This is a genomic window from Pseudomonas chlororaphis subsp. chlororaphis (genome assembly GCF_003945765.1).
Classification (GTDB): domain Bacteria; phylum Pseudomonadota; class Gammaproteobacteria; order Pseudomonadales; family Pseudomonadaceae; genus Aquipseudomonas; species Aquipseudomonas chlororaphis.
In genome coordinates, this window is record NZ_CP027712.1 from 2,540,391 (window position 1) to 2,560,183 (window position 19,793).

Below are 19,793 nucleotides of genomic sequence, written 5' to 3' on the forward strand. Positions count from 1 at the left end.
ACGACCCGCACCTGCTGGGGAACTTCATGATGCAAACCTACGTAAACAGCTACTACGCCGCGACCCGCAACCAGACCGCCGATTTCCCGGTGCTGGAAGAATTGGTGGAATGCGACGTCTGTGTGATTGGCGCCGGCTACACCGGCCTGTCCTCGGCGCTGTTCCTCGCCGAGGCGGGCTACAGCGTCACCGTGCTCGAAGCGGCCAAGGTCGGCTTCGGCGCCAGCGGGCGCAACGGCGGGCAACTGGTCAACTCCTACAGCCGCGACGTCGATGTGATCGAGTCGCGCTACGGCGAGAAAAGCGCCGAAGTGCTGGGCAGCATGATCTTCGAAGGCGCCGACATCATTCGCCAGCGCATCCAGCACTACGACATCCAGTGCGACTACCGCCCGGGCGGGATCTTCGCCGCCATGAACAAGAAGCAGCTCAAGGGCCTGGCCGAACAGAAGGCCAGCTGGGAGCGCTACGGCAACAACAACCTGAAGCTGCTGGACCAGGCGCAGATCGCCCGGGAAGTCGGTTCCGACGCCTACGTCGGCGGCCTGCTGGACATGCAGGGCGGGCACATTCACCCGCTGAACCTGGCCCTGGGCGAAGCCAGCGCCATCATCGGCCTGGGCGGCAAGATCTTCGAGCAGTCGGCGGCGCTGGAAATCACCTACGGCGAACCGAATATCGTGCGCACCGCCAAGGGCGTGGTGCGCGCCAAGTACCTGTTGATCGCCGGCAACGCCTACCTGCAGCAGGACCTCGACCCACGGGTGACCCGCAAGAGCATGCCGTGCGGCTCGCAGATCGTGGTCACCGAACCGCTGCCTGCACAAGTCGCCCGCAGCCTGATCCGCAACAACTACTGCGTCGAAGACTGCAACTACCTGCTGGACTACTACCGCCTCACCGCCGACAACCGCCTGCTGTACGGCGGCGGTGTGGTCTACGGCGCCCGCGAGCCGAACGACATCGAGCAACTGATCCGGCCGAAGATCCTCAAGACCTTCCCCCAGCTCAAGGACGTGAAGATCGACTACCGCTGGACCGGCAACTTCCTGCTGACCATGTCGCGCATGCCGCAATTCGGCCGCATCGAAAAGAACGCCTACTACATGCAGGGCTACAGCGGCCACGGCGTCACCTGCTCGCACCTGGCCGGTAAACTGATCGCCGAAATGATCCGCGGCGACGCCGAACGTTTCGACGCCTTCGCCTCGCTGCCGCACATGCCGATGATCGGCGGCCGCACCTTCCAGGCCCCGCTAACCGCCATGGGCGCCGCGTACTACGCGCTGCGTGACCGCTTCGGTATCTGATCGCGACCCTGTTCCTGCGTTTGCCCGCGTTCGCGCGGGCTTTTTTCCAGCAAATTCGCAGCCGCAACCGCTTTACCTGTAGCCGCTGCCGCAGGCTGCGATAAGGGCCGCAGGCCCTTCCAGCGCCCGAAAAAACACCGCCGGTTTTCAACGCCTGGCACCGCCCACGGCAAGGCCGGTCACCCGCGTCGCCCACCGCTACAGCTCCACCCACAAACGTGATTTAATAGCCGCCTTTCAGGTTCCGGGGCCACTGGATCGGCGAACTTCGCAACTAAAAGTCACCGGCCGCACTCCAACGCGCAACACCCTCACGTACACCTCACACAAGGCTGCTATGGACACGGGCACTCGACTCAAACTCGTTCGCGAAAGCTACAAACTGTCCCAGCGCGAGCTGGCCCGGCGCAGCGGCGTGACCAACGCCACCATCTCCCTGATCGAACAGAACCGCGTCAGCCCCTCCGTCAGCTCCCTGAAAAAGCTGCTCGAAGGCATCCCCATGTCCCTGGCCGACTTCTTCACCTTCGACCAGCCCCCGCGCGAACACCAATACGTCTTCCGCGCCAACGAACAACCCGACCTCGGCCGCGACGGCGCCCGCCTGCTGCTGATCGGCGCCGCCCTGCCAACCCGCCAGATGCGCTTCCTGCGCGAACAATACGCACCGGGCGCCAGCTCCGGCGACGAGCCGATCGTGCATGCGGAAGGGGAGGAGTGCGGCCTTGTCACCCGTGGCACCGTGGAACTGACGGTGGACGGGCAGGTGAGCGTGTTGAATCCGGGGGATGGGTATTATTTTCCAACCACCTTGCCGCATAAGTTTCGCAATATTGGGCAGGATGAGGCGGAGATTATTAGTGCGAATACGCCGGCGAATTTTTGATTGGCGAAATACTTAGAACCTCTATTAGTGAGGCGGCCGTTGGCGGCCGCTCATGTCCCCCCATCGATAATTCCTCGCCTTAATTTTTTATGATTGTAGTTCTGTTGTTTGCACGAGAGAAGTGGCTATCTCGACCATGGCAACCACTCATTATTGTTGTGATTCGCATGAGGGTGATAATTTTTTAAAGTCTGGCTCCTTCCAAGCAGTTATTGGTAATTACTTTTCTAGAACGTTAGCTTGATACTATTTATGCTCCAAAGGTCAGCATTGTAGCGTTAGTAGGAAGCTATCAAGTTTCGGAAGGCTGTACTGGTGGATATATGCTTCTAAAATAGTCTGGTCACGGGCTCAAAGGTCGATATGGTTTTGCAGTTCCGTTTTTGTGGCGTCGATCAGTTGTCCGCGCCGAAACTCTCTGTAATATTACGTCCATGTCCGCGCGTACTGCGGCGATCCATTCAAACAAACCAGTTGGTTCTATGGTGATAAGTCTGGAGTCGCTGGCTTTTAGCTCAGTCAAAATTAATCGGCAGATTTTCATCCATCCTGGATGATCGCGCTGAACCTCCTCTCTAATTTCTATGGCAACCGACTCACTCTCTAATAGGGTTACTAATGCCATCTGTGAAAGGTAAACGTTGTCACTAAATACCAATCTATAATGAGCTATACCTGCGGCGCTAACTCGGATCAGTGAGTCGTCGTTTAACGCCTTTTCGGAAGGGTCATATATCTCTAGTAGTCCACGGCCGAAAAGACGATCAACGAAGTATCGAAAACTTTCTCGAGCTATATTCAGTGCAGAAAAAATAGCCCATAACTCTGACATCCTTATAAAGCGATCACGAGTAGTTGCCGCTCGATCATCAGTGCTCATAAGAAACCTTAAAATGTAAAGTGCCATCAGCGGTGAAGATACAGATCCTGCAGGGCGGGCAAATATATTAGTGATAAAGCTATGTTTGTCCTCATCAAATAGGGAGCCTTTCTGAAGGATGAGTGCATTCAGAAAATCTGTCCTTCTTGGGGTTAGTTCCCCGCGTGCGACATATAGTCTTAGTAGTTGATCAAGACCTATCCAAGGTGATGAAAGTATTGATCCTGCTAACTCAAGGCTGCGTCTCACATCATAATTACAGAGCTTGCCTATAATCGTAGTGACATCAGAGGTAACAACAAAAATTGATTCGACAGTTGCGCAGAAATACTCAAGGTGGGGGATCTCAAGTTTCCATCCAGGCCCGACTAAACCACTCAGGCGTTTACGAACATGCCCCTCCATTACCTGATTAGTTCTTAGTACCTCTAATCTTTTAGCAAAGACCTCTTTGAGACTAGGTACTGGTAGGAAAAAAGCCCTAGAGTGGAAGCTTTGTAGAGGGCCAGCCTTGCTCAATGACCAAACAGTTGTATCTGTTACAGGGCAGACCAAGAATGATGCGACGTTGCTTGAAATTCCTATTGCATATTGGAAAACTGCGTCTTGGGTTGAACGAGACAAATGATCAACATTATCAATAACCAGCACTGGCAGTAGTCGGCGACTTGCAAGTGAGTTTTTTAACAATGCCAATAGATACTCACGTGGCTGTCTCAATCGAAGTTGCCGCAATTCCTCTCCGAATTGCTGCCGAAAAGCTTCGCGGTTATTTTTATATAACGGGGCCAATTCTCCCCTGCTAAGTCTCTGATATCTTCCCCAGAATGTTCCTCTCAGTTCGTCATAGCTAGGTGTGGATGTTCCATATAAACCTCTTTCTGCTTGATCAATAAGGCTGTTGGAAATCCAGTCAGTTAAACGCTCCTCTGAACCCTCGCTTTTGAGTAGGTTTATACTCAAAAATAAAACTTGGTCTTTTGTAGATTTCGGAATTACTTTTTGGAAAAATCTCTGCAAAAATGTCGTCTTTCCTGAACCTTTATTTCCCACAAGCAGTACAAATTCCCCGGTCTTTAACTCAACCGAGGACTCTAAAAGATTCTGCAGAGCTTCAGGTTGTGTACTGTCAATCTGCTGGACGCGCTTAACTCGTTCAAGTAATTCGTCTACAATTTTTTCAAAGGCCACGTCTGCATCATGGCTTGCTTTGGTTTCGACAAAGCAATTCATTAAAACATCAAGAGACTGTCCGTTCATCCTTATAAAGGATGTTGTAAAAAGCTCCTCTATTGCGTAGCTGAGATCGCTTGTGGGCGGCATTTTTTTGAAACTTCTATCAAAGGCTCTGAAGTAGTTTGCTGATATAGGCGTAAATCCAAGTTCTCTTTCTCGTAGATGGTTTATGAGTCTTGATTCTTGGAGTCCTATGTCGGAGAGGAACTCATAAAATCGTGACCAGCTTCTAACAATTGCTTCTATCGATGGGAATACCACGCAAAGCCCGTCGGTTGGAGCTAATCCATCTGCTCTGGATGCTAAAAAAGCTATCCATTGCCTTCCATTGGTAACGATTCCTATCGGCGCACCAAATTTTGAAGCGTAACGAATCGCTTGTTCAATTCCAGAGCTAGCACAAGTTAGAGAGCTGCTGTTAAGAGGTATTACTCCAATCTCTCCTTGCTCTGAGGAGCAAAGAGTTAACTCATCACGTTTGGCTTCTAATACTATTCGGCAGCGTGGTCCGCTGAACAAAGCGTAGTCGGCGTATCCCGCGCCTGATAGGTATGGCTCTACCCTTAAAGACTCTTTGGGCCAATCTAATTCAGCTGTTAAGAACTCATCGATAACGTGAAAACGTGTCTGTGCTTCATTATCATCATTTAGGAGAGCCTCCCGATAACCCTCAATACGATCCTTGATACCAATTTCCTTTGCCGCCGAAATAGCAAGGACATCCATGCTGAAAGCTCCGATTTGCAGGGAAGGTAGCCAATGCAGATTTATCTCTGTATAGACGATACGATGCCAAGATGCCATCCGTTGTATCGTAATTGCACCTCAACTTTGATCTTGTCTGATCGATCTCGTGCTAGGAGCAGCGACTGCTCATACCTAAAGATCACGAGACGATTCGCTGTTAATGACAATCTCTGCTTTGGACCGGGCTCTGCCTGTAGCAACCGTTCGCTTTTGGTCGAAAACACCATCTGTAAGCTGATCACTGTATATTTTTGAAACGATAAATCGAGCTGCCTTTCACCTACAGAACTGTCTTTCAACGGTGCTGCTTCTATAGTTCAATTCGTCATTGCTGGCCAATGACTGGTCATCGCGGGCCAAAAACTATGTGCATAGCGCCTCATTCCACAACCGATTTCGTCATGCGGTTGTGTGATGAAGGCAAAGCTTTGTTTCTCATGGAGCGTCACCAATGACCCGCACATACATCTGTAATCCCATCCCCCTGACCCGCAACGACACTGACCATCCCGTCCTCTACCTGGACGCCAACGCCTCGCTCTCCGATCTGTACACCTGCGCCCTACAACGCATCGGCGCTGCCCGCAATCTGCTGGAAATACTCGACTGCGCTTCCGGTGCTCAAGATGTCGCCCAGATCCGTTTTGCCATCGGCCTGCTGCTCAGTGACGGCTGCGATCTGCTGCGTACCTTGGGCGATAAGTCTCAGGCGCTGAACGCTTAATCTCGACAATCAACGACCGGGCAGCGCAGGCCCGGTTGTAACCTGCGTTGTTGGAAGTAAGGTAGGACGAGACGCGTTAGTCATCGATAAGTAAACCGACGTTCATAATTTTTCAGATGTTCCTTACAGACCATCTCCAACCGCATGCAATAACGTCCCAAAGCCAGCTGAAAATGGTAATTCGTCCCTATGACGGGGACTTTTTATGCATGGAACAAGGACGGAGCATGATTTCTTCTGCACGATTGGGTGACAAGCATGTCTGCCCAATGCCCGGTCACGGCGTTACCCCGATTGCTTCTGCCAGTGCTGACATCCATATCAATTTCATGGGTGCCGCTCGTGTCGGTGACACTTGCGGTTGCGGGGCGGTCATCACCACGGGCTTTCCCTCGATCCTAATCAATGGTCGCCCCTTGGCTCATGTGGGCAGCCCTACCAGCCACGGTGGGACGATCATCACTGGATCAGGTGATACCTTCGGCGGGTTTGTGATGGGAACTGCACCAGGGGCAGCCATTATCAACTTCGCAGCTCTAGGGGCATTCCGGTCAGATGGCTCTGTAGATGATGAGAAGATGGCTACCCTGCTGGCCGATCCGAACCTCATAGAAAAGGCCGTTGCTGCAAATGCTCTGGTAGATCCCGGCGATTCGTCCAAAACACAGGATACGGGGGCAGCGGAGCCGGTTGTATGTAACCATCCCGATCAGATGGAGCAACTGGCCACCTACATCGCTGAAGAGATGAATCGCAACATTCACGACCCGGCTGTGTTGAAGATGAGAAGTCTTATTGACTACGATCCCGAGGTTGCGGCGAAGCGGTTCACAGCGCTACCGCTGTTTGCGCGCATAGGCGGACGGCCAAACTTTGGCGATATTGCAAAAGCCCGGAAAGCTGCGGCGGCGGCGATCTGGACTAAAAAAGTGGGTCAGAATCAAGAGTGGGACCATAAGCCCAAGTTGAAAGCGCTGTTTAACGGCACCTTCTGGCACAAGCAAGGGAAGTACATGTACTTCTACGACATTTGGTCGAATATCCATTACGGGTATGTTGGAATTATTGGCGGACTATCCGAAAGCGTGCTGCTGGATGGCGCAGGAGCTGAACAGATTGTCTCGGACACCCTAAGGAAGGGGGAGGAGTGGGTCAAAAAGCCGCAAAAGGATTGGAGACTCCCTGGCCCACACCCAACAGCCAGCCCATGGACAGAGTTGCGATCATGGGACGACGTTGCCGATAGGGTGGCGATCAGTATTGGTGTGAAGCTCGCCAACCAGCGCCCCAACGGAGGGATAACAGCGAAGATGGTCATGGACGAAGTACTAGCAGTACCGCCAGAAAACTGGGGAGAAGGGATTGACGACCACAAATGTGAGTAAGGGACGATCTGGATGTGCTTGGCTGCTATTCATTCCGTTACTACCGGTATTGTTTTTTGTCGGGCAGACCATTCTTGAGCCGACAGTAACTGTTCACTACGCCCAAAATGGCAAGGAAGAGCTGAAGTACATCTGGAACGTGCAGCACCGGATATATAAAGGACGGATGCAACCCGGAGGCGGAACATCAGATAACGGCTTTATATTTCCAGACGAAGACTTTTTCATGCAGTTGGATTGGTGGAGCGACAAGGGTCGCCACCATTGCGTCAGCATCACCCCAAAATGGCCGAACACCCATATCTATCTCGACCTGAATGGGAACATCGACACAGAGAAAGGGGTTGGGACTGATGAGGACCGATTGGATCAGTGCAAAGGAGACTGGGCAAAGCCATAAGACGAGACTCCCAACCGGGCAGCGCAAGCCCGGTCGTTTATCCAGGCGGCGAAAACCAGCAGAGCCCAGCCGGTGTGCAGGGCTCTTTCTCGGCTTATCGGTAGGCGATGCGCACTGTCCGGTTCAGGCAATCAACTCGACTTTACCGGTGGCAAGGCGGTAGATGCCGCCTACGATTTTCAGCCTGCCTTTGTCGAGCGCATCGGTGAGCAGTGGCGTGGCCTGTTTAAGACTGTCGACCGAGTCCTTGATGTTTTGCGCCGTGGCATTTTCCATAAGAACCCCGGGTTGCTTGAGCACTTTCTCGATAGAGGGTTTGAGTGCATCGGTCAGTTTCTGGATATGCCCAGGAAAAACGGCGTGGTCTTTTACGGCTTTTATGCCGGCCTCGATGGCGCCGCAACTCTCATGCCCCAGTACGAGAATAAGCGGGGCGCCGAGTACCGCGACGGCGTATTCGAGGCTGGCCAGGCCTTCGCCGGTTACGAAGTTGCCCGCAACGCGTATGGCGAAAAGATCGCCTCGGGCTGTGTCGAAAGCGTATTCGGGAGCGATCCGCGAGTCGGAGCAACTGAGCACCGCCACGAATGGGTTCTGCCCGGAAACCAGGGCTTCGCGCTCGTCCTTGAAATCGTGGGTCTTTGAGTTTCCGCTGACATAACGCTCATTACCTTCGATCAGCCTTTGCAGTGCCTGGTCGGGGCTGATGGCGTTCTGTGGTTTGGGCGGCGCGGCGGTTTTTTCGGCGGCATGGACCAGCCTGTCTGGCAGTACGCCGGCTATCAGCAGGGCGCCTGCCCCCAGTCCGGCGAAGCGAAGAAAACGACGACGATCGTGGGTGTTTGCGGCGGGGTTTGAATCACATGATTCACACATGATTTTGTGTACTCGGGTCGACTCGGTGGGAATGACTGCCGTTGGGGGCCAGGAACCTTCGGCCCTGGAATACTGGAGTCTAGACGGTCTGTAACACGATGTTTTCCGCGGCCTCGAAGGGTTGCAAAGAGTGACCTTCGGACGCTGCGTGACTCACTGAACGCTTTTGCAAGCACCCATGAAGCGGAAGAGAGAAGAGCGGAATTGTTTTGAGGGTAACGGGTTCAGTCATCAGCCCCCGGCACCACCGGGGCATCTTGAAGCTGGGCCCGATAGGTTTTGTAGAGCTGCTGGACTTCCGGGTTATCCAGGCTCTCGTAGGTGATGTCTTCTTTGTCGAGTCCATCCAGGCCGCGAATGCCACCGATCATCTGTGGCCACTCGTCACGGCTTGTTATGGCAGTTACGAAAGGTTTCAGGTAGTTGTCGAGGTGCCCTTGGAAAGGCGCCCGAATTTCGTCGCTCAGTGCTCGCAGGTAGTCATCTTTGTTCGTTCTGGACCAATTGATCGCGAATCTGGCCCGGTAGCAGAGTTCCATGAAAACCAGTAGAAGGGTGCGTCCGTTGCCGTCCAGGAAGGGGTGGGCGAATGCCAACTGGCCCATGACCTCTCCTGGTCTTTCTTGGAACTTTTTCTTGTCTGCCGCCAGCTTGAGCGCATAGTCGACGGACCTCTTGATGAAGTCAGGGCGCTCGAAAATGGTGCTGTGCGGGTCGTTGTATGCGCCTTTGAATATGGCGAGATGTGGGACTAGCTCATTTCGATCTTTGCCCGCCCAAGGATAAAACCCGCCAAACAGGATCTTGTGAACCTTAAGGATGGCTTTGTAGTCAGGTCGCCTCTTTCGAGCCAAGTGTGAAAGCGCTTCCTCGATACTCAGTTCGAAGACAAAGTGTTCGGATTCTTTGACTTCGACAGGGTCTTTGAGGCGTTGATGATTTCGAAGATAGCCGGCCGTTTCGAAATCACCGAAAGGATCGAAACTCATGCGCTAAGTTTCTTTTTGGCCTGCCTTTTTTCCTGGAGATAGCGCTCCTGAAATGCAAGGGTTTGGCTCTTGCTCAGCACGCCTTTCTTTTTGAGATTGACCAGTAATCGCTCAATGCTATCCAGCTCGACCGAGTCGCCGGCAAGGCGGGTGATGGTGGCAGCCATGCGACTCATGCTGTCAGGCTCAGTGGTGACCTTGTGAGCCTTGGCAAGCTTGCGAACTTCACTGGCAACGCCAGAAACGGCGGTTTTGCTCATCGAATAACCCTCCATTAGCCGTCAAATCATAGCATCAACGCCTGCTTGTTTATGTCGGTGCCAAGCTTCTGATCGCCTCGATTTGTTACGCACTTAAGAGACGCTATAGAGGAGGAGCCGAGCGGGCTTATATGGAGGCCCTGGCGGCGCGGCTGGCGGGGGTGTCGCCGCGCAATTGGTTCCGAGATCAGGCTACGTGAAACCCTGGCAATCTACTGCTCGCTCAAAACAAAAAGGCCCCGACAAGTCGGGGCCTTTTGCTTCAAGCCGCTGCCACCCGCTCAGTTCGTACAAGTAAGCCGTGAATACTTCGGCGGATCGAGCAGGATCCCCGGGGTCATGAAGGTCGAACAGTTGAAGACGCGGCCCTTGGCGGTGGTGGCTTTGAAGGTCAGTTCCGAGCCGCCGAGGAAGTCTTCCTTGCCTTTGGTGACGGGGCCCATGGTGAGTTCATCGGTGGAGGCCAGGCCAATGGTTTCCGCGGTGACTTTATGTATTTGCAAGACATTGGGGTTGGTCGAGCAACCGGCCAAGGTAGCCGCCAGAAGCAGTAACGCGGGGGCAAAGAGGTAGTTTTTGTTCATGGCATATCTTCCTTAATAGTGTTTCGCCCTGGTTATCAGCGATCCTCAACGGGGCACGTCAGAAAACGTGGAGTCAGGGAATCTGGCACGGCCGGCCCCTGTTAAATCTGACTCAATAGGGGGATTTATTTCAGCATGGCGTTGGAGGGGGGCATATAGGGCAAATGTGCTATGCCGAGGGCATTTCAGGGCTCTGCTAAAACCCGAGCCATTTCCTCGGTGCTGTACAACGCCTGTCGCCAAACTCTAAAATGAGAAGCATTATCATTAATGCGGATCTGACATGCACGACGACAGCTTTGCCTCGCCCGTCGCCCGGTTGTATGCGAACCATCACGGCTGGCTTCGCGGCTGGTTGCATCGGCGGCTGGGGCACAGTGCCGATGCCGAGGACCTGGCCCACGACACCTTTGTCCGCGTGATGCGCTCGCAAGAGGATGTGCGCGAGCTGCGCCAGCCCATGGCGTTTCTCGCGACCATTGCCAATGGTTTGCTGATCAATCGCTGGCGGCGCCAGGCGATCGAGCGGGCTTACCTGGAAGCGCTGGCGGCGCGGCCGGTGGCCGAGGAGCCTTCGCCGGAAGAGCGGCACTTGATGATCGAAACCCTGTTGCAGCTGGATTCGCTGTTGGTGGGGCTGTCGTCGCGGGTGCGGCAGATTTTCTTTTTGTCCCAGCTCGACGGCTTGACCTACCCGCAGATCGCCGCGCGGTTGAACCTGAGCGTGGCCCAGGTGCAGCGGGCCATGGGCAAGGCGTTCAGTGTCTGTTACGCGAGCCGTTTTGAATGAGTGGCGCCGTGGTTGATCCGCGGGTGCGCGACAGCGCCATCGACTGGATGGTCCGCGCGCAGTCCGGGCTGATGAGCGATGTCGAGCATCAGGCTTTGCAGCAGTGGCGGCAGGCGAGCGCCGAGCATGAATACGCCTGGCAGCGGGTCAGCAGCTTGCCGCTGATGCTGCAGCCTGGGGCCAGTCTGTTGGCCGATGCCACGGCGCGGCGGGCACTGGAGTCGGCCGGGGCCGATCCGCAGCGGCGTCGGCAGGTGCTCAAGTGTCTGCTCGCCCTGGGACTGTTCGGCGGGGTGGCCTGGCAAGGTGCGGATTCCACCCTGGTGCGTTCGGCCCTGGCGACTTACCGCACCAGTATCGGCGAGCGTCGGCGCTGGGCCCTGGCGGACGGTGGCTCGCTGTGGCTGAACACTGCCAGCGCCGTGAACCTGGAGCTGACCGCGCAGCGGCGCAGTGTGCAGTTGGTCGAGGGCGAGCTGGCGCTGGATACGCCGGCGGAATCGGCGTCGCTGCAACTGCTGACCCCGGACGCGGTGTTGTACGGCCGTGGCGCCCATTGGCTGGTGCGCCATGACCGGTTGGGCACCCAGGTCACGGTGCTGCGCGGTCTGGCGCAGGTCAGTGCGCGACGCCATTGGCTACCGGTGCCGCTGCAGGCCGGTTGGCAAACCCGGGTCGACAGCCAGGGCGTCGCGGCGCCGAGCCGCGTTGATCCGTTTATGGCCCAGGCCTGGCTGCGCGGCATCTTGCCGGCCGAACGCATGCGCTTGGATACCTTGCTGGCTGAACTTTCGCGTTACCGCCCGGGTTTTTTGCGTTGCAGCGCAGCGGTCGCGGCCTTGCGCGTGACCGGCAGTTTCCAGCTGGACGACACCGATGCCGCGCTGGCGCTGGTGGCCAATACGCTGCCGGTGCGCATCGAGCGACGAACCCGTTACTGGGTGACTGTGGTGCCAGCCTGAAAATATTTTTCCCCCGGGGCGCAGTTTTTTCGATCTGGCTTGGCCTTCAGGTATGACCCACCGGGACAGGTGGGTGCCAACCCCTAGGAGCCTTGCATGATCTTCCCCGCCCGAGCCTTGTGTGCCCGCACCTTTGGCCTGCTTTTCCTCAGCCTGCCGCCGCTCTGCGGCGCGGCCGTTTTCGCGGCTGGCGAGCGCCAGCACTACAGCATCGACGCCGGTCCGCTGGACCAGGCGCTGTCGCGTTTCGGTGTGCAGGCAGGCATCAATATGGCGGGCAGCGCCACGCTGACAGAAGGCAAGCGCAGCCAGGGCCTGCAAGGCGATTTCAGCACCGAGGCGGGCCTGGCGCGGTTGCTGGCGGGAACCGGCCTGGGCTATCAGCGCCAGGTTGACGGCAGCTTCGAGTTGTATCGGGCGGGCGGGGATATGGTGCTGCCGTCGCAGAAAGTCGTCGGCGAAGACCTCGAGCAGAAGGAGGTGTACTCGGCGCCGCGATCCTCGGTGTATATCTCCGGCGAGGACATGCAACGCTTTGGCGTGATCTCGGTCGGCGACGTGCTCAAGGGCCAGCCTGGGGTGCAGGTCGGCGACAGCCGCAACGGCGGCGGCCTGGATGTGAACATCCGCGGCATCCAGGGCCAGAGCCGGGTGGCGGTGACGGTCGATGGCTCGCAACAGGCGTTGGATGTCTATCGCGGGTATGCCGGCACCCAGCAACGCAGCTACATCGACCCGGACCTGATCAGCGACATCGCCATCGACAAGGGCCCGAGCCTGACCTCCAGCGCCATCGGCGGCACGGTGAAGATGCGCACCCTCGGCGTCGACGACATCCTGCGGGACGGCAAGAATGTTGGCCTGCGTTTGAAGGGCGACCTGTGGAACAACGGCGTCGCTCCCGCCTCGCGTGATAGCCATTCGATGACCGAGGAGCTGTTCTCGGAACCGCATCGCAGCCGCGGCGGCCTGTTCGGTTCGAAGGCCGAGTCCGGCAGTGCCGCGTTCGCCTATAGCCATGAGTTGTTCGACGTGGTGGCGGCCTACGCCCACCGCAACCAGGGCAACTATTTCGCCGGCAAGAAGGGCCAGGACCGCTATCGCACCTATGACCGTTACGGCGACGAAGAGACGAGTGTGGCCACCACCTATAACGCTGGCGAGGAGGTGCTGAACTCCTCTTCGGAGACTGAGTCCTTCTTGCTCAAGACCACCCTGCGCCCGGTGGACGGCCACACTTTCGATCTGGGCTACCGCCGCTACGACGGGCGCATCGGCGAAATCATGCCGTCGGACATTTTTCGTTTCGGCACCGGCGGCATCTACCAGTACCCCCTGGGCCATACCAAGATCGACACCTACACCGCGCGCTACCGCTACCTGCCGGACGGCAATCCGCTGGTGGACCTGACGGCCAGCCTGTGGATGACCGACGCGCAAACCAGCCAGCTGACCTCGGTGGCGGCCCCGGCTTCGCAAGCCTATCGCTCGGACCGCAGCTGGAGCCGCCAGGCCGACCGCCGCATCGGCGGCGACCTGGCCAACACCTCGCATTTGCAGAGCGACTATGGCGATTTCAAGCTGGACCTGGGCGGCTCGTTCCAGGTCGAAGACCTGCGTCCGCAAAAGGGCGTGGTCACCACCCAGCACGACATCAATGCCAACCGCATGCTACGCGAAGGAGAACGGCAGGAGTTCAGCCTGAACGGCAAGCTGGAGTACAAACCGGTCGACAGCCTGACCCTGTGGGGCGGCGGTCGTTATACCTATTACCGCAGCAAGGACCACGTCGCCCAAGCGACGGCGCGCTGGGAGGAGCGCGACTTGAGGTACCTGCGGGTCTCGAACGCGGACACCTCCGGCAACATGCTGTGGTTCCCGGACTCGAACGGGCAGTACACCGACGCCACCGACCCGCGGCGGAACAATGGGATTGTCTTCAACAACACCAACTTTCCGTTCGAGGGCATTCGCTACAACGACTTCGGTGCGACCGACTCGACGGTCTATCCGTCGCAGGTGGGCGAGGTGGTCAGCGGTTATGACTATTCCGGCAAGCAGAGCAACAGCGGCGGCGCCTTTGCACCGGCCTTCGGCATCAATGTCGAGGTGCTGCCAGACACCTTCGTCTATGCGTCCTACACCCAGGGCCTGCGCATGCCCTCGCTGTTCGAAACCAGCCAGGGCGTGTTGCAGACCACGCCGGGCAAAGGCCTGAAACCCGAACGTTCCAGCAACTGGGAAATCGGCGCCAGCACGCTGCACAAGGGCCTGCTGCTGGACAACGACTCGGCGGCGATCAAGCTGGCCTACTTCAACAACAGCATCAAGCACTACATCACCCGCTACTACGACCCGAGCCCGGGCCTGATGGGCCAGATGCGCTTCAGCAACACCGACAGCTTCAAGACCAGCGGCCTGGAGCTGCAGTCGCGCTACGACGCGGGCCGGGTGTTCGCGGACTTTTCGTCCACCTACTACCTGAAGACCGAAACCTGCGACTCGGCCTTCGCCGCACGGCTGCGGGCCAGCAGCAATCGCTATCGGGACTTGAGCAACACGCCGGACTGCACGCCGGGCAGCTTCATGGGCTCGTACTCCAACACCCAGAACCCGCCACGGTTCTCGGCGAACCTGACCTCGGGCCTGCGCTTTTTTGACCAGTCCCTGACCGTCGGCGGGCGCGCCACCTACAGCTCCGGGCCGACGGTCAAGGCCGATGAGAACTGGCAGACCGGTGCGACCACGCCGCAGCTGGTCTACCGCGAGGTGGCGCTGTTCGATCTGTTCCTCAACTACAAGTTGAAGGAGCACACCCACCTCAATGTTTCGCTGCAGAACCTGACCGATCGCTACTACCTGGACCCGCTGGCGCAGAGCTTCATGCCGGCACCGGGGCGGACGCTGCGGGTGGGGGTGCTGACGAAGTTCTGAGGGCAGGGAGGGGGCTATCGGCCGGCGGCAGGTGCTGGCCGATCCTTGCCTGTCAGCGGGCAGGGCTGGCGGTCAGGTCGCCGTCATCTATCGGCGTCAGCCCTGTGACCAGGGCCTCCAGCAGGACCCTGACCTTGGGCAGCGTTTCACGACTTTTGACCCAGGCCAGGTTGATCGGCATCCCCTCGCTTGCCCGATGGGCAAGCACCTCCACCAAGGTCCCTTCGTCCAGCTGCCGCTGGATGAGCCAGGACGGCAACTGCGCGATACCGCAACCGGCCATGGCCGCCATCACGATGCCTTCGCCATTGCCCACCACAAGCTGGGCGGCGACCTGCCGGCGCGTCGTTACGCCCTGATCGTCGGCGAAATTCCAGGGGTTGATTCTTCCATCCACCCAGCCATAGGCGATGCACTGATGCTGTTGCAGATCGCTTTCGGTCAATGGGATGCCCTGCCTGGCCAGATAGGCGGGGGAGGCACAGAAGAGGTGTCGTTCGCGGGCCAGGCAACGCTGCCCCAGCGTATCGGGCCAGGCATCCGCGCCGCCAATACGCACAACGATGTCCACGCCTTCCTTGAACGGGTCGACGAAACCGTCGGAGAAGGAAATATGTGGAGTCAGCGCTGGATGATCCTGGGCAAGGCGCAGCAGGATCGGCAGCACCTGGGCGCGGCCAAAAGCCCCTGGCAGGTCGATGCGAACACTGCCGCGGGCCTCGTTGGCTTCGGCCTTCAGTGCAAACTCGGCGTCTTCCAGGTCGGCTAGCACGCCGGTGCAGGTGCGATAGAAGGTCATCCCCGCGTCGGTCAGCGCCACGCGTCGCGTGGTCCGATGCAGCAGGCGAGTGCCCAGCCGGCCCTCCAGGCGCGCGATGCTTTTACTGACGGCGGAGCCTGTCAGGTGCATTTTCTCGGCGGCGGCCGTGAAGCTGCCAGACTCGGCCACGCAGACAAATACATCGATGCCCTTCAAGCGTTCGGAGGAAAACATAGACATTCCTTATTCGTGAATCTGGCTCCACGCACCCGGTAAAAACCATCAGCAATGAGAACTGGGTTCAGCAGTATGCTTGATCCGCGCCGGCTTTCCTGCGATTGCCACAGCGCGAACCCGACAAAAATAATGGCGATAACGATGAGGCAAGGATGCTGGCCACGCTAAGAAACTATCCGACCACGGTAAACCTGCTGCTTTCAGCGTCCCTGATCCTGACCCTCGCTCGCGCGATCACCCTGCCTTATCTGGTCATTTATTTATCGGGCCACTTCCACTTGAGCATCGCCGATGTCGGCCTGGTCATCGGCAGCACGCTGATCATTGGCTCGCTGTTGAGCCTGTATGGCGGGTTCCTGGTGGACCGGATGTCCAGCTACAGGCTGATCCTGGTCTGCAGTGGCGTGTTCACCGCGGGTTTCCTCGGCACCTTTGTCGCGCGCGATCTCTGGCTGTTCTACCTGTGCCTGGTGTCGATCAACCTGGCCTACGCGGTCATCGATATCGCCGTGAAATCGGGCTTTGGCAGCCTGCTCCCCGTCGCTGGCCGGGGCGAGGTGTTTTCGATCAAATACACGCTGACCAATATCGGTTATGCCGTCGGCCCCTTTCTCGGCGCGGGGCTGGCCGGGCTGGATATCAGCCTGCCTTTTCTGTTGTCCGCGGGGCTGGGCGCAGGGTTCTTTTTTGTCTACTTCGTGTGGGGCGACAGGGGCTTGGCGGGCGTTGAACCAAGCCAGCCCCGCGCGCCATTCCTGGCCGTGGGCAAGCTGTTGCTGAGCGATCGCCGGCTGGTGTGCTTTACCCTGGGCGGGCTGCTCAGCGCCGTGGTCTTCGGCCAGTTCAGCGCCTACCTCTCGCAGTACCTGGTGGTGACCACCACAGCCGAAACCGCCTACCGGATTATCAGCAGCATCGTGGCGACCAATGCCCTGACGGTGATCAGCCTGCAATACCTCATCGGCAGGAAAATCTCCCAGCAACACTTGAGCCTGTGGCTCGCGGGCGGGCTGGTTATGTTTGTCCTGGGGCTGGCGGGCTTCGCGCTGTCGAGCAGCTTGGTGTTCTGGGTCGGCGCCATGGTCATTTTCACGCTCGGCGAGATTATCGTGTTTCCCGCCGAATACATGTTCATCGACAACATCGCCCCCAGCCATTTGCGGGGCATGTATTACGGGGCGCAGAACCTGAGCAACCTGGGCGCGGCATTGGGGCCGGTATTGTGCGGGGCGGTCTTGGCGGTGCAGCCGCCCCAATACATCTTCTACATGCTGATGCTGTTTATCGTCGCGGGCGGGATGCTGTACTTCCTCGGGGCTGCCATTGCCGGCAATACGGCGCCGGGGGAGGAAGGTGTCGCCGGGGGCTAGCAGGGAAGGGGTTGGAAGGTCGCTGAGAAGTAGCTGGTTCGAGCCGGCAGCGGCGTGGGTCCGGCGGGTTGGCCCGCTGATCGCCCGGGCCATTTCCTATGCCTGTGGGGCCAGCGCCTGTCGATTCAACGGCGGGCGCTGATCCCCGGCCTGGCCATCAGCTGGACAGCGCCGTCACCCTGGCCCGCGCCGCGTGCAGCTTCTTGTAGCTGTCGATCAGGCGCAGGTGGCGGTCGATCCCCTCCAGCTTCATGCTGGTCGGCGTCAGGCCATAGAAGCGCACATCGCCATTCACCGAGCCAATCACCGCGTCCATCCGCTCGTTGCCGAACATGCGACGGAAATTGGCTTCGTAATCCGCCAGGTCCAGATCTTCGTCGAGTTCCATCTCCAGCACCGCATTCATCGCCTGGTAAAACAGGCCACGCTCGGCGGTGTTGTCGTTGTACTGCAGGAACATCTCCACGCATTCCTTGGCTTCTTCATATTGCTGCAAGGCCAGGAAGATCAGCAGCTTCAACTCCAGGATGGTCAGTTGACCCCAGGCAGTGTTGTCGTCGAACTCGATGCCGATCAGGGTGGTGATATCGGTGTAGTCGTCCAGTTCGCTTTCTATCAGGCGCTCGAGCAACGCCTGCAACTCTTCCTCGTCGAGGCTGTGCAGGTTGAGGATGTCGGAGCGGAAGAACAGTGCCTTGTTGGTGTTGTCCCAGATCAGGTCTTCCACCGGGTAGATTTCCGAGTAGTCCGGCACCAGGATGCGGCAGGCGGTGGCGCCCAGGTGCTGGTACACGGCCATGTAGGACTCTTTGCCCATGCCTTCGAGAATGCCGAACAAGGTCGCGGCTTCCTGGGTATTAGAGTCTTCACCCTGGCCGGAGAAGTCCCACTCGACGAATTGGTAATCCGACTGGGCGCTGAAGAAACGCCACGACACCACGCCGCTGGAGTCGATGAAGTGCTCGACGAAGTTGTTCGGCTCGGTGACCGCCTGACCTTCGAACGTCGGCGGCGGCAGATCGTTCAAGCCCTCGAAACTGCGGCCTTGCAGCAGCTCGGTGAGGCTGCGCTCCAGCGCCACTTCCAGGCTTGGGTGCGCGCCGAACGAGGCAAATACGCCACCGGTACGCGGGTTCATCAGGGTCACGCACATCACCGGAAACTCACCGCCCAGCGACGCATCCTTGACCAGCACCGGAAAGCCCTGGGCTTCCAGGCCCTGGATGCCGGCGAGAATCCCCGGGTATTTGGCCAAGACTTCTGCCGGTACATCCGGCAGGGCGAATTCGCCTTCGATGATTTCGCGTTTGACGGCGCGCTCGAAGATCTCCGACAGGCACTGCACCTGGGCTTCAGCCAGGGTGTTGCCGGCGCTCATGCCGTTGCTCAGGTAGAGGTTCTCGATCAGGTTCGACGGGAAATACACCACTTCGCCATCCGACTGGCGCACGAATGGCAGCGAAACAATGCCACGCTCTTCATTGCCGGAGTTGGTGTCGAACAGGTGCGACCCGCGCAGCTCGCCTTCGCGGTTGTAGACCTTCAGGCAGTACGCGTCGAGGATTTCGCTCGGCAGCTCGTCGTTGGGGCCTGGCTGGAACCAGCGCTCGTCCGGGTAATGCACGAACGGCGCGTTGGCGATCTCCTCGCCCCAGAACTGATCGTTGTAGAAGAAATTGCAGTTCAGGCGCTCGATGAACTCGCCCAGGGCCGAGGCCAGGGCGCCTTCCTTGGTCGCGCCCTTGCCGTTGGTGAAGCACATCGGCGACTGCGCGTCGCGGATATGCAGCGACCACACGTTGGGCACGATATTGCGCCACGAAGCGATCTCGATCTTCATGCCCAGGCCGGCCAGGATGCCGGACATGTTGGCGATGGTCTGCTCCAGTGGCAGGTCCTTGCCGGCGATATAGGTGCTGTGCGAACCCGCGCTCGGCATCAACAGGGCCTGGGCATCGGCGTCGAGGTTTTCCACCTCCTCGATCACAAACTCGGGCCCGGCCTGTACCACTTTCTTGACGGTGCAGCGGTCGATGGAACGCAGGATGCCCTGGCGGTCCTTGTCGGAGATATCCGCCGGCAACTCGACCTGGATCTTGAAGATCTGGTTGTAGCGGTTTTCCGGATCGACAATGTTGTTCTGCGACAGGCGAATGTTATCGGTGGGGATATTGCGGGTGTCGCAGTACAACTTCACGAAGTACGCCGCACACAACGCCGATGACGCCAGGAAATAGTCGAACGGACCCGGTGCCGAGCCATCGCCCTTGTAGCGGATGGGTTGATCGGCCACCACCGTGAAGTCATCGAACTTGGCTTCAAGTCGGAGGTTGTCGAGAAAGTTGACCTTGATTTCCATGGGGCACACCGAATAACGAGCAAAACGAAATGGCGGCCATTATCCGGTTTTTCAGCGCGAAGTCTTGCGCTTTTCGGCAAGCGGGCCAGGTGGTTGGGGGGAGG

At 57.9% G+C, this 19,793-nt stretch carries 16 protein-coding genes; 9 read left to right on the forward strand and 7 right to left on the reverse strand.

Translation table 11 applies throughout. The features are described from left to right. Positions 1–26 precede the first annotated feature (26 nt). Together C4K27_RS11805 and C4K27_RS11810 are read left to right on the forward strand one after the other, a co-directional pair. Positions 27–1,310, forward strand: coding sequence for an NAD(P)/FAD-dependent oxidoreductase (locus C4K27_RS11805; protein ID WP_053260557.1), 1,284 nt, complete (start codon positions 27–29; stop codon positions 1,308–1,310). A gap of 337 nt (positions 1,311–1,647) precedes the next feature. After that, positions 1,648–2,196, forward strand: coding sequence for a cupin domain-containing protein (locus C4K27_RS11810; RefSeq protein ID WP_007922919.1), 549 nt, complete (start codon positions 1,648–1,650; stop codon positions 2,194–2,196). A gap of 343 nt (positions 2,197–2,539) precedes the next feature. Here the strand turns inward: C4K27_RS11810 and C4K27_RS11815 are convergent, their stop codons facing one another. Continuing rightward, positions 2,540–5,038 carry an AAA family ATPase gene (locus C4K27_RS11815; protein ID WP_162235124.1) on the reverse strand — a complete coding sequence of 833 codons (2,499 nt, stop codon included), beginning with the start codon at positions 5,036–5,038 and terminating at the stop codon, positions 2,540–2,542. Between the two features lie 472 nt (positions 5,039–5,510). Between C4K27_RS11815 and C4K27_RS11820 the strand changes: the two genes are divergently transcribed. From C4K27_RS11820 to C4K27_RS11830, 3 genes are all read left to right on the forward strand, one after another. Then, positions 5,511–5,783: a hypothetical protein gene (locus C4K27_RS11820; protein ID WP_053260558.1), complete on the forward strand. Its 273-nt coding sequence runs from the start codon at positions 5,511–5,513 to the stop codon at positions 5,781–5,783. A gap of 227 nt (positions 5,784–6,010) precedes the next feature. Then, complete coding sequence (locus tag C4K27_RS11825) at positions 6,011–7,168, forward strand: polymorphic toxin type 44 domain-containing protein (protein ID WP_053260559.1); 1,158 nt, start codon at positions 6,011–6,013, stop codon at positions 7,166–7,168. Continuing rightward, positions 7,146–7,568, forward strand: a complete 423-nt coding sequence (locus tag C4K27_RS11830; protein WP_238437604.1) for a hypothetical protein — start codon at positions 7,146–7,148, stop codon at positions 7,566–7,568. The genes C4K27_RS11825 and C4K27_RS11830 overlap by 23 nt, the downstream gene beginning before the upstream one ends. Before the next feature lie 123 nt (positions 7,569–7,691). Here the strand turns inward: C4K27_RS11830 and C4K27_RS11835 are convergent, their stop codons facing one another. The 4 genes from C4K27_RS11835 to C4K27_RS11850 all read right to left on the reverse strand — a co-directional run bounded on the left by C4K27_RS11835 (position 7,692) and on the right by C4K27_RS11850 (position 10,277). Further along, complete coding sequence (locus tag C4K27_RS11835; RefSeq protein ID WP_053260560.1) at positions 7,692–8,444, reverse strand: carbonic anhydrase; 753 nt, start codon at positions 8,442–8,444, stop codon at positions 7,692–7,694. A 224-nt stretch (positions 8,445–8,668) separates the two neighbouring features. Beyond that, positions 8,669–9,433, reverse strand: coding sequence for a Fic/DOC family protein (locus C4K27_RS11840; RefSeq protein WP_053260561.1), 765 nt, complete (start codon positions 9,431–9,433; stop codon positions 8,669–8,671). After that, positions 9,430–9,693, reverse strand: a complete 264-nt coding sequence (locus tag C4K27_RS11845; RefSeq protein ID WP_007922928.1) for a hypothetical protein — start codon at positions 9,691–9,693, stop codon at positions 9,430–9,432. Before C4K27_RS11845 ends, C4K27_RS11840 begins: the two co-directional genes overlap by 4 nt. Before the next feature lie 281 nt (positions 9,694–9,974). Then, a complete protein-coding gene (locus C4K27_RS11850) occupies positions 9,975–10,277 on the reverse strand; it encodes a hypothetical protein (RefSeq protein WP_053260562.1) in 303 nt (100 codons plus the stop codon). A 283-nt stretch (positions 10,278–10,560) separates the two neighbouring features. On the opposite strand from C4K27_RS11850, the gene C4K27_RS11855 reads away from it, so the two are divergent. From C4K27_RS11855 to C4K27_RS11865, 3 genes are all read left to right on the forward strand, one after another. Then, positions 10,561–11,067 (forward strand): sigma-70 family RNA polymerase sigma factor, encoded by a 507-nt coding sequence (locus C4K27_RS11855; RefSeq protein WP_007922932.1) that lies wholly within the window; start codon positions 10,561–10,563, stop codon positions 11,065–11,067. Beyond that, positions 11,064–12,029 (forward strand): FecR domain-containing protein, encoded by a 966-nt coding sequence (locus C4K27_RS11860; protein ID WP_053260563.1) that lies wholly within the window; start codon positions 11,064–11,066, stop codon positions 12,027–12,029. The genes C4K27_RS11855 and C4K27_RS11860 overlap by 4 nt, the downstream gene beginning before the upstream one ends. 96 nt (positions 12,030–12,125) lie before the next feature. After that, a complete protein-coding gene (locus tag C4K27_RS11865; protein WP_053260564.1) occupies positions 12,126–14,963 on the forward strand; it encodes a TonB-dependent receptor in 2,838 nt (945 codons plus the stop codon). Between the two features lie 52 nt (positions 14,964–15,015). On the opposite strand, the gene C4K27_RS11870 is transcribed toward C4K27_RS11865, so the two are convergent. Continuing rightward, a complete protein-coding gene (locus C4K27_RS11870; RefSeq protein WP_053260565.1) occupies positions 15,016–15,957 on the reverse strand; it encodes a LysR family transcriptional regulator in 942 nt (313 codons plus the stop codon). A 155-nt stretch (positions 15,958–16,112) separates the two neighbouring features. Between C4K27_RS11870 and C4K27_RS11875 the strand changes: the two genes are divergently transcribed. Continuing rightward, positions 16,113–17,330 (forward strand): MFS transporter, encoded by a 1,218-nt coding sequence (locus C4K27_RS11875; protein ID WP_053260566.1) that lies wholly within the window; start codon positions 16,113–16,115, stop codon positions 17,328–17,330. A 157-nt stretch (positions 17,331–17,487) separates the two neighbouring features. On the opposite strand, the gene C4K27_RS11880 is transcribed toward C4K27_RS11875, so the two are convergent. Beyond that, positions 17,488–19,689 (reverse strand): OsmC domain/YcaO domain-containing protein, encoded by a 2,202-nt coding sequence (locus tag C4K27_RS11880; protein WP_053260567.1) that lies wholly within the window; start codon positions 19,687–19,689, stop codon positions 17,488–17,490. Between the last annotated feature and the right edge of the window lie 104 nt (positions 19,690–19,793).